The organism is Flavobacterium sp. 5 (genome assembly GCF_002813295.1).
In the GTDB taxonomy this organism is placed as follows: Bacteria; Bacteroidota; Bacteroidia; order Flavobacteriales; family Flavobacteriaceae; genus Flavobacterium.
The window spans coordinates 2,627,246-2,642,804 of the sequence record NZ_PHUE01000001.1 but is presented as its reverse complement, the minus strand read 5'-3'; the positions used below and the strand labels follow the sequence as shown (position 1 = coordinate 2,642,804).

Below are 15,559 nucleotides of genomic sequence, written 5' to 3'. Positions count from 1 at the left end.
ATTTATAATTGTATTTTAATTTCGTTGTCCATTCCTTGTTTTAATATTACAGGAACTTCAAGAGTTTTAGCATTCATTTTGCAATCAACAGCATTGCCGTTAATAGTAATTTTACTCGGTTTTACAGCGATATTGTGAACCAATACCGTAACATTTTTATCGTTACTAACAAATGATTTACCAACAGTAGTATTCATTTTTAAGGTAATCACTTTGTCTTTTGTACTATTCGAAAAATTCAAAATTTCGTAAGCTCCTTTTTCAAAATCATTTGGTGTTATTCCGTCATCATTATATAATTTTCCAAAACTTGAAGGTGTTTTTTCATCATAATAAAAATGCAAATCAAACGAAGATAATGAATATTTTGTAGTGTTTTGAATCGTTTTTATCATTGGAATAAAAGCCCCACCACGTACATAAACAGGTATATTATCTGCCGAAACAACAACGTTTTCTGCTACTCCTCCTTCATATTTAGCATCTGAATAAAAGTCATACCAATTATTGTTTTTTGGAAAATAAATAGTTGTATTAGTAACACCTGCTTTGGTAATAGGCGTTACTAAAAAATCATTCCCCCACAAATAAGAATCACAAGAATTCAGCAACTTTTCATTCGTAGGCTCTTCAAAAAATAACGGACGCATTAATGGTAATCCTTTGTTATTATTTTCAAAGGCTAATGTATAGTTGTACGGCAGCATTTGATACCGTAATTCTATTTGTTTTTTGGCTTTGCCCTTAGTTACAATATCTTTATTTACAGGTTCAGAAGGAACATCTTCTTGTGCATGTGGACGATAGATAGGCTGAAAAACACCATATTGTAACCAACGAACATACAATTCATTATCAAAATAATCTCCAGCAAAACCTCCTAAATCCGAGTGCATATATCCCATCCCCTGCATTCCCATTTGTAATGCAATTTCGGGTTGAGATTGTAAACCTTCCCAAGAACGACTTACATCTCCAGACCATGGAATCATTCCATAGTGTTGCGAACCCGAATATCCAGCACGCATTAGAATAAAAGGACGCAGACTTGGAAAATCTTTTTTATAACCTTCGTTAATCATTTTTGCCCAATTGTGCCCATAAATATTATGCACTTCGTCAGCTGTTCCTTGAGATGTAAATGCTGCTGATGGAAACACTTCTGGCTCGCCCAAATCTCCCCACCAACCACCAACTCCTTGATTGATTAAGTTTTTGTAAATATTCCAAAACCATGTTTTCCCTTCTGGTTTAAAAACATCTACAAGTCCTGTGTTTCCAAAATAAAAATCATATTTAAATGGATTTCCAAGATTATCTGTTGCTAATACTTTTTTATCAACCGCTTCTTGCCATTTGCTGGAAGTGGTCAAAATAAAAGGTTCTGTAATTAATATCGTTTTGACACCTTTACTGTTCAAATCTGAAATCATTTTTTTAGGATCAGAGAAATTATCTTTATCCCAATCCAAATTTCCCATGGTACCCTGAACCGTTTTTCCAAACCAATACAAATCAAGAATTATGGCATCTACAGGAATTTCATCTTTCAAATATTTATCAATTGTTTTTGCTACTTCCGCTTGAGAATGGTAGCCAAATCGACTAGAAAAGTTCCCTAAAGCCCAACGAGGAATAAGTGGCTGTCTTCCAGTTAACGATGTGTAATTCGAAGTCAAATCTGCCCAAGTATCACCAACAACAACCTGATATATTTTTCTACCAGAAATCGTTTCATAAACCAGCGTATTGTCTTTCTTACTATCAAGATCCAAATAACCGATTGCTCCATTATCAAAATGAACAGCATACATTTTGGAAGACATCACGAGCGGAATAGAGAAATTCATCTTTTTGGAATGCGTTCCATATCCATAATCGGCTTGGTTGTATAATTCCAAACGGTTTCCACGACGATTCATTCCTAATGCACGCGCACCAGCGCCATAAAGTGATTCGGTAGCTTCCAAATTAAACTCAATTGTTTCTTGCGGCTGTTCCTTACTGTTTGTACCTCTTTTTACATATCCATTCTTTTCTGAAATCACCTCTTTATTATTGTACAAATAGGATATTTGAAAAGGGCTTTTTTGAATAGAAACTGTTATACCTTTAGTTGAACAAACAACCATATTCTCGGATTGTTTAACCTTGAAAGTAACATTTTCAGGCACTAAAACTACTGCATGAGAATTAGAATTTGATTTTTCTCCTATTGGCAAAAAAGAGGTTTCTATTATTTTATCAGAATAGGGTTTTATAAGATAATTCCCATCCGATGTTTTTATTTCTAATATATTATTTACAAGGCTATAGCTTTGATATTTTCTGTTTGCATTTTGAGCAAAAGAAAGGCTAGTTATAAATAAAACTAAAATTAATTTTTTCATAATCATCAGTTCTCTTACTTCAATTCTAAAATCAAAACGGATTTTCCTTCGATAGTAATATCATTTTTCAAATCAATTGATTTTCCTGAAAGCACATCATTTCCTGATTTATAATTTAATATACTTTCTTGAAAACGATTAGTTGGAAAAGTTTTAGTTTCCTTATTATTATTGATAACCACCATCACCGATTTTGTATCAGTATATCTGAAATACACATAAACATTATTATCTGGAACATAATGTTTCATTTTTCCAAAATGCACGGTTTCGTTCGATTTTCTCCAATTAAATAATTGAGCCGAAAAATCAAAAAACTGTTGTTGCTCTGCCGTTCTTCCTGCTTTTTCAAAAGCATTATTTTTATCTCCATCCCAACCACCAGGGAAGTCTTGACGAATTGCAGCATCTCCATCTTTATCTTTGTTTCCGGCCATTGCAATCTCGGAACCATAATAAATTTGAGGAATTCCTCGAACGGTTGCCAATAATGTCATTGCCATTTTATATTTTGAAAAATCCTTTTGATAAATTTCATTAAACCGATTGGTGTCATGATTTTCTACAAAAGTCATAATACTATTGATATTCGGGTATAAAAAATCATTGGTAAAGTTCTCGTAAACATTTACCATTCCTTCATTCCACTTACCATTATCTTCATTAAATACTTTCCCTAAAGTTTCTGTGAAGGTAAAATCCATTACCGAGGGTAAGTACGAATTATAATTTTCTATCTCCGCTATTTTACTATCTTTTTGCCAATATGCCATTTGGGCTTGATCATGCATCCAAACTTCCCCAACAATATTGAAATTAGGGTATTCATCGGTTACTGCTTTGGTCCATTCGGCAATACCCTTTTTGTCACAATACGAATAAGTATCTACACGAAAACCATCTAAATTCACGTATTCAATCCACCAAATTGCATTTTGTTTCAAATAGGTATTTACTAAAGAATTGGATTGATTTAAATCTGGCATCGATTTTACAAACCATCCATCCATACATGTTTTAGCATCAATTTCAGAAGCATTGGTATCAAACTGAGTTGTCATTCTGTAATTGGTTTGTGTAAATTCTGGAAATTGATGTAACCAATCTTGAGAAGGTAAATCCTTAACCATCCAATGTTCGGCTCCCCAATGGTTTGTTACATAATCCATAATCAATTTCATATCCCGTTTATGTAATTCTGCAGAAAGCTGTACATACTCTTCATTGGTTCCAAAACGTGGATCTATTTTATAAACGTCAGATTGTCCGTAAGTATGATACGAATAAGTTTTGTCATTGTCTTCGCAAAGTGGCGTTGGCCAAAGTGCTGTAGCTCCTAATTCTTTAATATAATCTAAATGCTGAATCATACCTGCAATGTCACCACCGTGTCTTCCGCCAGGAAGTGCTCTGTTTCCTTTTTCAACAACTGATTTATCGCTGTCGTTTTTTGGGTTCCCATTAGCAAAACGATCAGACATGATAAGATAAATCAAATCGGAAGCATCATACCCTTTTCTTGAAGCTGAATTTTCTCTTCTTTGTCTTAAACTATATTTTTTGGTGAAATTGATTTTCTTATCTTTAGAAAAAGAAAAAACAAAATCTTGTGCGGTTACATTTTTAGTATCAATTGTAACAAAAAGATAGTTTGGATTTTCGGTCTTTTTAACGGATGCAATTACAATGTTATTAGAAACTGATACTTCATTTTGAGCGATATTTTTGCCATAAAACATAATTTGAAGCTCCGGATTGTGCATTCCTGCATACCAAAACGGAGGCTCAACTCTATCTATTTGAGCAAAAACTGATGCAGAAAAGAAGAATAAAAGAATGATTAATTTTTTCATGTTTGTGAAAATTGATTTTGTTAGAATATATTTTAGCAACCAACAGACTGTTAATAACCTGATTTCGATTGTAATTGTAAATAATAGCAAAAAAAACACTATATCTCCCTTTAGCCCTGATCGCAGTGAAAATCCTTTTTATTTTTTCTTTAAAAATAAAAAGATTGCAGCGGAGAGCAGGAACCATATTAACAAAAAATGCTTTATGCTAATGCTCCAAAAAAATAATCGAGTTACAGTTTATGTCTAAAAAATGATATGCCTAAAATTTTAAAACCCTTTCGAAGTAGTACTAAGAAAGGGTTTATAATAATTGATCTAGTTATTTGGCTGAACCAAAATTGCTGTGCCGTTTACATAAACAGTAAGGGCTGCAGTTCCTTCTAAGGATAATTTTGTTTCCTTATGATCTACCGAGATTTTTACAATCTGATTTCGGAAGTTAATTTTAAAGGAATAACCGCCCCATTCTTTAGGGATTTTTGGTGAGAAATGAAGTGTATCATTTTTCACTCTCATTCCACCAAATCCTTCAACGATACTCATCCAAGTCCCTGCCATTGATGTAATATGACAACCTTCTTCAACCTCTTTATTGTAATCATCTAAATCCAAACGAGAAGTTCTTAAGTAAAAAGCATATGCCATATCCATTTTGTCTAACAAAGCAGCTTGAATGGAGTGTACACATGGTGAAAGCGAACTTTCATGTACAGTAAATGATTCATAGAAATCGAAATTACGTTCCAATTCATCTTTAGTAAAATGATCTTCGAAAAAGTAGAAACACTGTAAAACGTCAGCTTGTTTGATGTAAGGTGAACGCAATACTCTGTCCCAAGACCATTTTTGATTAATAGGTCGTTGTGAACGATCTAAATCTTTTACTTGAACTAAATCTTTGTCTAAGAAACCATCCTGTTGCAAGTAGATTCCTAATTCTTCAGATTTTGGAAAATACATATTACCAGCTACTTTATTCCATTCTTGTAATTCAGCCTCAGAAAGTTTTACTTTTTCGATAATACGTTTATGGTCAGAAGGATATTCTAAAGAAACTTTTTGAATTTGTTCCGTAGCATAATCAATACACCATTTAGCAATATAATTGGTATAGAAATTATTGTTGATGTTGTTTTCGTATTCGTTTGGTCCAGTTACTCCTAAAATCATATACTGATTTTTGTTTTTAGAGAAAGAAGCTCTTTGGTGCCAAAAACGGGCAATACCAATTAATACTTCCAGACCTTTTTCGGGAATATAAGAGTAGTCACCAGTAAAACGATAGTAATTATAAATTGCAAAAGCAATAGCTCCGTTTCTATGAATTTCTTCATGGGTGATTTCCCATTCGTTATGACACTCTTCACCGTTCATGGTAACCATTGGATACAAAGCTGCTCCGTTAGTAAACCCTAAATTATCTTTGGCATTTTCAATTGCTTTGTCCAATTGATTGTAACGATATGTCAATAAATTACGAGCAACTTGTTGATCTTTTGTAGCCATATAAAATGGAATACAATATGCTTCGGTATCCCAGTAAGTAGAACCTCCGTACTTTTCTCCTGTAAACCCTTTTGGTCCAATATTCAAACGAGAATCTTTTCCTAAGTAGGTTTGATTCAATTGAAAAATATTAAATCGAATACCTTGTTGTGCTTTTACATCACCATCAATAGTGATATCTGACATTTCCCAAATCTTTGCCCACGCATCAATCTGGTCTTGCAATAATTGGTCGTATCCTTTTGCTAAAGCAGCTTGAATAACATTTTCGGCAGCCAAAATTGTATCTTCATGATTTAACGAAACGGTATAACCTCCAATTTTTTGAATTCCCGATTTTTCTCCCTTAGCAACAATCACATCATAATAAAATAAAATTTTATCAGATTTTGTATCAACAGAAGTTGGGGATAGATTTTGTTTTTCTCCTTTTGCAAAAATTGTATTTTGCATAAAGGTGGTTACTTTAAAATGTGTTTTGAAGGTTTGAGCTGTAACAAAAGCTTCGTTTCCTGCTTTTTTAACATCCAAAGGCTCCCAGAATTTTTCTTCCCAGTTTGTATCTTCATTTGTCACACCTGCATCAACGTAAGGTTTGTAGATGATTTTGGCGTCTTTATTTAAAGGTGTGATTTCATAATTAATTATACCTGCTTCATCTAAATCTAATGATAAAAAACGACGTACATCAACAGCCACTTGTGTTCCGTTTTTAAGTGTTGCATGAAAAGAACGGTGATACCAACCTTCTTTCATATTCAACTCACGACGGTAATTTGATACTTCTGTACATGTATTCAAATCAAAATTTTCACCATTGATTTCAATATCGATTCCAATCCAATTTGGAGCATTCAATACTTTGGCAAAATATTTAGGATACCCATTTTTCCACCAACCTACTTTAGTTTTATCTGGATAATAGATTCCAGCAATATAACTACCTTGAAAAGTTTCTCCTGTATAATTTTCTTCAAAATTGGCTCTTTGTCCCATAGCACCATTACCGATGCTAAATAAACTTTCAGAAGATTTTACTTGTTCTCTATCAAATCCTTCTTCAATGATAGACCAATTATCTGGTTTTATATAATCTTGATTCATTTTTTGTTTTAAATTAAGCCTAAGGTTTGAAGTTGAAGAACGAAACACCTCCTTGCTTCATTCCACTTTGACCTTATATTTATTGGTTATTTGTTTATTAACGATTCCAAAAAAGCAGAATCCATATGGGTAAAATCTTTAAAAATGTGCTGAGCTTCGTGTAGTGTTTCTTCTTCTCCAATACCAATACTCAACATTTCGGCAATGTTTGCAGCTTGAACTCCTGCTACAGAATCTTCAAAAACAATTGAATCTTCGTTAGTTACATTCAATAAACGTGCAGCATGAAGAAAAACTTCAGGATCTGGTTTTGCATTAACTACATCATTTCCATCAACGATAGCGTCAAAAAAAGGTAGAATTCCAGTTTTCTCAAGAATAGGTCTTGCGTTTTTACTTGCTGATCCTAAAGCGATTGGCTGATTGTTTTCTTTCAGAAAATTTAAAACGGGCATTACTCCCGGCAAAATCTCGCTTTCGTCCATATCTACTAAATAGGAAAGATAATCTTCATTTTTTTGAATTAACCATTTATCTTTATCTCCCTGAGAAGCTGCAACATTTCCTAATTCCAAAATAATATCTAAGGAACGAACTCGGCTCACTCCCTTTAATAATTCGTTATGTTCTAATGTGAAATCAATTCCTAATTCATTAGCGATTTTTTTCCACGCTAAAAAATGATATTTGGCAGTGTCTACAATTACACCGTCTAAATCAAAAATAAATCCTTTTCTCTTTTTCATTATAAATTCTACTTATTATTTATTTTAGTGTTGTACTTTTTCTTTAACAAAAAATACAGCTGAACCAGCAATTAACATGGATATACCAGCAATTACAATTATAGTCATTGGATTCCCTCCAAATAGCATAATCAAAGTACTTCCTAACACTCCTGCTGTTATTTGAGGTATGGTTATCGTTGCATTGAAAAGCCCCATATATACTCCCATTTTTTCTGCAGGCAACGAACCTGATAACATTGCATAAGGCATCGCTAAAATTGCAGCCCATGCTAAACCAACTCCTGAAATAGATAGCAATAACATGTTTTTATCTTCAACAACAAACATGGATATTAATCCTAATCCACCCAATATTAGAGAGAAACTATATGTTTTCTTTCTACCAATAGATTTAGCAATAGAAGGAATAAGTAAAGAATACAATGCAGCTATTGCACTATAAAAAGCAAACATAACTCCTGTCCAATCTCCTGCTTCATTAAACCCAATTGATTTGGCATCCAGAGCAGTTGGTCCCCATACTTGATTTGCAATAGCTCTCGTTGTGTAAACCCACATTAAAAACAATGCAAACCATGAGAAAAACTGAACAATACCCAATTGCCAAAATATTTTCGGGGCATTTCCTATTAATTTAAGAACATTTTCACTTGGTTTATTCTCAGAAGCATTCAAGTCAATTTTATTGTATTCTGCATGTTCTTTTGGTGCATATTCTTTGGTTCTAAAAACAGTCCAAAGAACCGTTGCCAATAATATTGCTCCTCCAATATAGAAAGACCAAATTACAGATTCTGCTACTTTTTCTCCTGCAGCTGGTACATTTGACAAACCTATTTTTACTAAGATCCAAGGCAATAATGATCCAAAAACAGCTCCAAAATTAATTAATGCACTTTGAAGTGAATATCCTAAATTTCTCTGCTCATCATTTACCATATCGCCAACAAGAGCTCTAAATGGCTGCATAGTAACATTAAATGATGTATCCATTAATAATAACATTACAGCTCCAAAAGCCAAAGGAGGCAACAAATAGGTAAAATACTCCGCATTAGGCATAAAAAACATTGCTAATGCCGATACAATTGCACCAAAAAAGATAAAAGGAATACGACGACCAAGTTTGGTCCAAGTTTTATCACTTGAAAGACCAATAATTGGCTGTACAATTAAACCAGCCAAAGGTGCTGCCAGCCAGAAATAACCAATACTGTGAACGTCAGCTCCCAATGCTTCTAGTATTCTACTAGTGTTTCCATTTTGCAAAGAATATCCAATTTGAACCCCTAAGAATCCAAAGCTTAAATTCCAAATTTGCCAAAAACTTAATTTCGGTTTTCCCATTATTAAAAATTTAAATATTTATTTGGTAAACACACTGTCTACCTATATTTTCTTATTATATCTGATACAATTTATAATGAAAATACAAATAATACAAAATGAAATTGGGTTCAAATCATTACTCTCAAAACAATTTTCATATACAAACAAATTAGTTACTCTTTTTCATAATAACAAACTTGGCTATTTCTGAAAAAAACTAAAATCTATTTCATTGTTTCTAATAAAATTTTTGTTCTGAGGCAATTTAAAGTGTCGCTAAAGAAAAACCCATAAATGGACTCACATAAATCATTAACAATACACTTATAAAATTCATTAATCATTATAAAATTCATGAATTCATTTTTTAAATACTTCATCGCATTTAAAAAAATTATAGCATGAAAATTTTCGTTATAAAAAAACTCATCTTATTTTCGAAGTAAAAGAAAAGCTATAAACGGGGAGTAAATATATAAAATAGTTTTTGGTTTATATTTAATAAAACTCAAAAACAATCAATTTTTTTTACTACAAGGTTGTAGTTGTTAATAAATTAAGCGTTTTTTTTGCAAAATATTTCATATTTAGCAAAACACAATAAAAAAATCGAATGGATTTAAAACCCATTCGATTTATATTTTAAACAAAATCCCAATAGAACAATATATTCCCTTCCTGTAGTTAATATATTTAATAATACAACTGTCTTTTTTTAATTTGTTGACTCTCTCTCTACTAAATAGGTTTCTATAACTTCCGTCATATAATTTTCTTCATCAGATTCATCTTCTGATTCCAAACGGTCTATAATTATTTTTGCCGCACGATTCCCCATTTTAACACCACTTTGACTGACAGTGGTAATAGTTGGAGTTGAATATTTAGAAATCATTCCATCTGTAAAAGCAATTACTGCAAGATCTTTAGGCACATTTAAACCAATCTTATTAGCTGTTTTTATACACGTTACCGCAAAAATTTCATTTACCGCAAAAACAGCATCAATAGCTTCATCTTCCAATAATTTTCCAATAATTATTTCACAAGTATCTATGTCTTCAATTTTTATAATCAAACTTTCATCAAAGGGCAAGTCATTATCCAACAAAGCTTTTATATAACCATCGGTTCTTAATTTACCAACACTCACATAATCTACTGTAGTAACCAGCGCAATTTTTTTTCGCCCCTTATCAATTAAACTTTGAACGGCTTCATATGCTGCTTGTTTATCATCAATAATCACTTTATCACATAACACTTCATTGGTTACACGATCAAACATTACAACGGGCATCCCTTGATTTATTACTTCGGTAATATGATGAAAATCTCCTTTATACTGAGTTTCTTTAGACAAAGACATTATAAAACCATCTATACTCCCATTTGCCAAAAGCTCCATATTTAGAACTTCTTTATCAAAAGAATCATCAGACAAACAAATAACTACACTATATCCATTTTCATTAGCTATTTGTTCAATACCATTAATTACTGTAGAGAAAAAGTGATGTACAATTTCGGGAATAATAATTCCAATCGTTTTAGTTTTTCGGTTCTTAAGACTAAGTGCAATATTATTCGGCTTGTAGTGATAAAATTTAGCAAATGCCTGAACTTTTAATCGTGTTTCTTCACCAATTTCAGGGCTATTTCTAAGTGATTTTGAGACAGTTGAAATAGAAACATCTAATTCTTTGGCAATTTGCTTTAACGTTATTTTTCTCTTCATATTAAAGTGGTATTACTTCATTGTACTATTCAATTCGTAATAAAGATAACATAATTTTTTATTTATTGTAAATATTCGCATAAAAATGAATATAAAAAGCAAAGTTTTCAACACTATCACGTTTTCGTAAGGCTGGTAATTTTTCGTCTTGTCGGGCGTGTTAATTAATTCTTAATTTTGAAATTCGAAGTAAAAAAAACTTAAACAAAACTTAACCAAAAAAACAATTAATTTAAACAAAAAGTATGAAAACAATTTACAAAAAGTTGTTATTTTTATTGCTCCTACTTCCGTTTTGCGCTATTGCTCAGAACAAAGTTGAAGGAAAGGTACTTGATAGTGCATCAGGACAACCAATTCCGGGAGTAAATGTAAAAATAGGAGAAAGTGGCGGTTCAGCATCAACGGATTTTGATGGTAAATTCCTATTGGCCAATGTAAAATCTACGGATGTATTGACCATAAGCTTTGTGGGATACCAAACTAAAACCATTACGGTTGGATCACAAAGCTCATTAACTATTAAACTTGTAGAAGATTCCAATCAATTAAAAGAGGTAGTTGTACAAGTAGGATATGGTACTGTTAAGAAAAAAGATGCAACAGGTTCCGTTTCACAAATTTCTGCAAAAGAATTCAATAAAGGAATTAGTGTAACTCCTGAAAACTTAATTAGCGGTCGTATCTCAGGCGTAAATATTGTTGGAGGAGGTGCTCCTGGTGCTAAAGCGGATATTAGAATTCGTGGAGGGTCTTCATTGAGTGCTTCTAATGAACCCTTAATTGTAATAGATGGTCTTCCAATGAGTAATGCAGTTCCTAATGGATCAACAAGTGTCTTATCTACAATCGATCCAAACGATATTGAATCTTTTACAGTTTTAAAAGATGCTTCTGCAGCTGCAATTTACGGTTCTAGAGCAGCAAATGGAGTAATTGTTATTACCCTTAAAAAAGGAACAAAAGGAGGAGTGAAAATTAACTTTAACTCTCAAGTGGGTATTAATACAGTAGCTAATACAGTAGATGTTTTAAGCGCAGATCAATTTCGCGCTGTAGTAAACGAAAAAGGTACTGCTACTCAAAAAGCACTACTAGGTACAGCAAATACAAATTGGCAGGACGAAATTTTTAATACAGCTGTAACAACAAACAACAATATATCTGCAAGTGGTGCTTTATTTGACAAATTACCCGTAAGATTATCTGTTGGAAATGTTAATAATCCAGGAATATTAAGAAATACTTCATTTGAAAGAACTACAACATCGTTGTCATTAAATCCAGTATTATTTGACAATCATTTAAAAATTGACATTAGCGGAAATATATCTTTCGGAAAAAATCAATTTCAAGATGAATCTGCGTTAATCAGCAGTGCAATAACGTTTGACCCAACACAATCTATTTATCAGGAAGGTTCTCGTTACGGAGGATATTTTGAATGGTTAGACGGATCAGGAGACTTACCTTTATTACCTGCAAGAAATCCAGTAGCAAGAATAAATCAGGAAGAAAGAAGAGCTACTTCTACAAGAAAATGGGGAAATATAAGACTTGAATATAAATTACACTTCTTTGAGGATTTAAAAATAGTAGCTGAGGGGGGTATTGATAAGTTTGACAGTAATGGCTATAACCAATCTAGTACAGAAAGTGCTATAGGCTATCAACCAAATTTATTTAGTGACGGTAACTGGGTAAATTTAGGAACTTATACATCTTATACAGACAATCGTCAAAATAAAAACTTAAATACTTATTTTAATTATACTAAAGAATTAGGGAAATTTAAAATAGATGCAACGGCAGGTTACAACTACCAATTATTTCAAAGAGAAGGATATAATTCTGGTCAAACAACAGAAACACTTGACAGAGCGGATGTAGCTACTGACGCAGATATTAACCTACAATCCTATTTTGGGCGTCTAAATTTAGGTTATGACAGCAGGTATTTATTAACTGTAAACTATAGAAGAGATGGAACTTCTCGTTTTTCTAAAGATAACAGATGGGGAAATTTTGCTGGAGGAGCTTTTGCATGGAATGTGGCTGAAGAAGATTTCCTAAAAGACAATTCGACTCTTTCTAGCTTAAAATTAAGAGCTGGTTATGGAACTACTGGGCAACAAGATATCCCCCCTTCATATGATTATTTAGAAAGAGTTACTTTAGGTACCACAAATACACAATACGTTTTTGATGGTGTTATTTACAAAGCCGCTAGACCTGAAGGTTATAATAAAGATATAAAATGGGAAGATTTAGCAGAAATGAACATAGGAGTAGATTTTGGATTTCTTAACGACAGGATAACAGGTACTATTAACTATTTTGATAAAAAATCAAATGACCTTTTGGCTCTTATTGCAATTCCTGATGGAGCAAATATAAGAAATCAAGGGTATAGTAATATTGGTAGTGTAAGAACAAAAGGGTATGAATTTAGCCTTCAGTCTGATATTGTTAAAAATGACAACTTAACTTGGAATCTTGCTGTTAATGCAACTTATATTGATCAAAAAATTTCCGATTTAGGAGTTACGGTTCCAGGTTTCCAAGGATATATTACAGGAGATGTAATTGCTGGAGGTTCAGGAAATCAAATATTAATTAATTCTGAAGGATATGCTCCAAATACATTTTTTGTTTTTGAGCAATTGTACGATGCCAACAAAAAGCCAATCCAAGGTGCTTATGCAGACAGAAATGGTGATGGAGCTATTACTGATGCTGACCGTTATAAATTTCACAAACCGACAGCGGATTACACTTTTGGATTATTCTCTACTTTAAGCTACAAAAAGTTTGATTTTTCAATGAACTGGAGAGGTAGTTTAGGAAACTATATTTACGATAACGTAAGTTCGGATAAAGGATATTCAGAAGCAGGCTTAAGAAGGCAGTCAGATTTATCTAACATTAGTTCCGATTATTACAATACTGGTTTTACGACAGAAAGCAATTCAAATGGAACAGTACGTAATTATTCTAATTATTATGTAAAAGATGCTTCTTTTATCAAATTAGATAATGTTGTAGTAGGTTACACTTTTGATAAAACAATATTAAAAGACGTTTCTTTAAGATTTACTGGAGGAGTACAAAATGTTTTTGTTCTTACAAAGTATAATGGTTTAGATCCTGAGAAATTCAACGGAATAGACAATAACGTCTACCCGAGAGCCAGAACATTTTTGTTTGGAGTAAATGCAAATTTCTAATAGAAAAATAAAATTTAAAAAAATAAACAAATGAAAATATCATTTAAATATATATCTTATTTCCTCCTATTTATTCTAGGATTAAATATGACACTTACATCGTGTACAGATGACTTAAATGTGACTCCAACAGATGATGATGAGTTTCTTTCGGATGCTTTTTACAAAGATCCAACATCTTACAAACAAGTATTAGCAAAAATGTACGCAGGTCTCTATGTAGGTGGTAATGATGGAGATGGTACTGCAGATATTGCTGGTCTTACTGGTGATTTTAGTAGTTATTTACGATTGCTTTTTGTTACACAGGAATTTCCAACTGACGAAGCTATTATAGCTTGGAATGATGATGGTTTACCAGCATTAAATGGTCAAACATGGAGTCCTAGTAACCAGTTTTTGTATGGGACTTTTTCTAGAGCTTTTTATCAAATTAGTGTTGCTAATGAATTTTTAAGACAGACTACAGATGAAAAATTAACTGCAAGAGGCGTTGATGCCACTATGAAAGCTGAAATTGCTACTTTTAGAGCAGAAGCACGTTTTTTAAGAGCTTTTTCATATTATAACTTAATGGACTTGTTTGGAAATGTTCCAATAACGACAGAAAATGACAAAGTTGGTTTCTTTTATCCAGAACAAAAAACAAGAGCAGAAGTTTTTGCTTTTATTGAGTCAGAACTAAAAGATTTAGACAATAGTTTAGTTGCTTCAAGAGCCAATGAATATGGCAGAGTAGATAAAACGGCCGCTAAATTCTTATTGGCTCAGATCTATTTAAATTCTAAAGTTTATACTGGTGTAGATAAAAATAATGAGGTTGCTATATTATGTAACGACATTATAACAAATTCTGGGTATACTTTTGCAGATGTTCCTTATAAATATTTATTTTCTGCTGACAATGATAGAAATGGAGCTCAAAATGAAGTAATATTCCCAATTGTTAGCGATGGTATTGCCATTAGAGCCACTGGTGGTGGTATGAGTTTTATTTTACACGCCTCTATTGGAGGAACTATGAATGCTGCGGCACAAGGCATGAATGGTGGCTGGGGTGGTATTCGAACAAGAAGAGAATTTGTTCAACTATTTCCTGATGCAACTGCAACTGCAGATAAAAGAGGTACTTTCTATACAAATGGTCAGACTTTAGATATTGAAAAATTTGGAGAATTTAGTAATGGATATGCAGTTACTAAGTATACCAATATAAATTCTGATGGTTCAACAGCACAACGAACTGATATCCCTGATACAGATTTTCCAATGTATAGATTATCAGACGTCTATTTAATGTATGCCGAGTCAACACTTAGGGGTGCTTCATCTGGTAATATTGCAACTGCTGTAGGTTACATAAATAAAATTAGAACAAGAGCAGGTTCTAGTACCATTTCAAATTCAGACCTGACACTTAACTTTATTTTGGATGAAAGAGCGAGAGAATTGTTCTGGGAATGCCACAGAAGAACCGACCTAATTCGTTTTGGTAAATTTACAGGAGGATCTAAAATATGGCAATGGAAAGGTGGTGTTAAAAATGGTAGCGCTACCGAGTCATACAAAGACTTAATGCCAATTCCTTCAAGAACAATTCAGGCAAACCCAACCTTAAAACAAAATCCAGGATACTAACTAATTTATAAAAAATAATAAA

Annotated in this window: 8 protein-coding genes; 2 read left to right on the top strand and 6 right to left on the bottom strand. The window is 32.6% G+C overall.

Annotated elements, in window-relative coordinates; all coding sequences use genetic code 11:
• Positions 1-2: 2 nt before the first annotated feature.
• The 6 genes from CLU82_RS10840 to CLU82_RS10810 all read right to left on the bottom strand — a co-directional run bounded on the left by CLU82_RS10840 (position 3) and on the right by CLU82_RS10810 (position 10,672).
• Complete coding sequence (locus tag CLU82_RS10840; protein WP_232735240.1) at positions 3-2,390, bottom strand: TIM-barrel domain-containing protein; 2,388 nt, start codon at positions 2,388-2,390, stop codon at positions 3-5.
• 14 nt (positions 2,391-2,404) lie between these two features.
• Positions 2,405-4,243 carry a glycoside hydrolase family 13 protein gene (locus CLU82_RS10835; RefSeq protein ID WP_100843107.1) on the bottom strand — a complete coding sequence of 613 codons (1,839 nt, stop codon included), beginning with the start codon at positions 4,241-4,243 and terminating at the stop codon, positions 2,405-2,407.
• A gap of 318 nt (positions 4,244-4,561) precedes the next feature.
• On the bottom strand, positions 4,562-6,856 hold the full coding sequence (locus tag CLU82_RS10825) for a glycoside hydrolase family 65 protein (protein ID WP_100843105.1): 2,295 nt from the start codon (positions 6,854-6,856) through the stop codon (positions 4,562-4,564).
• A gap of 86 nt (positions 6,857-6,942) precedes the next feature.
• A complete protein-coding gene (gene pgmB / locus CLU82_RS10820) occupies positions 6,943-7,602 on the bottom strand; it encodes a beta-phosphoglucomutase (protein ID WP_100843104.1) in 660 nt (219 codons plus the stop codon).
• A 24-nt stretch (positions 7,603-7,626) separates the two neighbouring features.
• Entirely contained in the window at positions 7,627-8,952 is a 1,326-nt protein-coding gene (locus CLU82_RS10815) for an MFS transporter (RefSeq protein WP_198520215.1), read from the bottom strand.
• 697 nt (positions 8,953-9,649) lie between these two features.
• Positions 9,650-10,672 carry a LacI family DNA-binding transcriptional regulator gene (locus CLU82_RS10810; RefSeq protein WP_100843102.1) on the bottom strand — a complete coding sequence of 341 codons (1,023 nt, stop codon included), beginning with the start codon at positions 10,670-10,672 and terminating at the stop codon, positions 9,650-9,652.
• Positions 10,673-10,917: 245 nt separating this feature from the next.
• Here CLU82_RS10810 and CLU82_RS10805 point away from each other — a divergent pair, with 245 nt between their 5' ends.
• Entirely contained in the window at positions 10,918-13,899 is a 2,982-nt protein-coding gene (locus CLU82_RS10805) for a TonB-dependent receptor (RefSeq protein WP_100843101.1), read from the top strand.
• Between the two features lie 30 nt (positions 13,900-13,929).
• Positions 13,930-15,537, top strand: coding sequence for a RagB/SusD family nutrient uptake outer membrane protein (locus tag CLU82_RS10800; protein ID WP_100843100.1), 1,608 nt, complete (start codon positions 13,930-13,932; stop codon positions 15,535-15,537).
• The last annotated feature ends 22 nt before the right edge of the window (positions 15,538-15,559 follow it).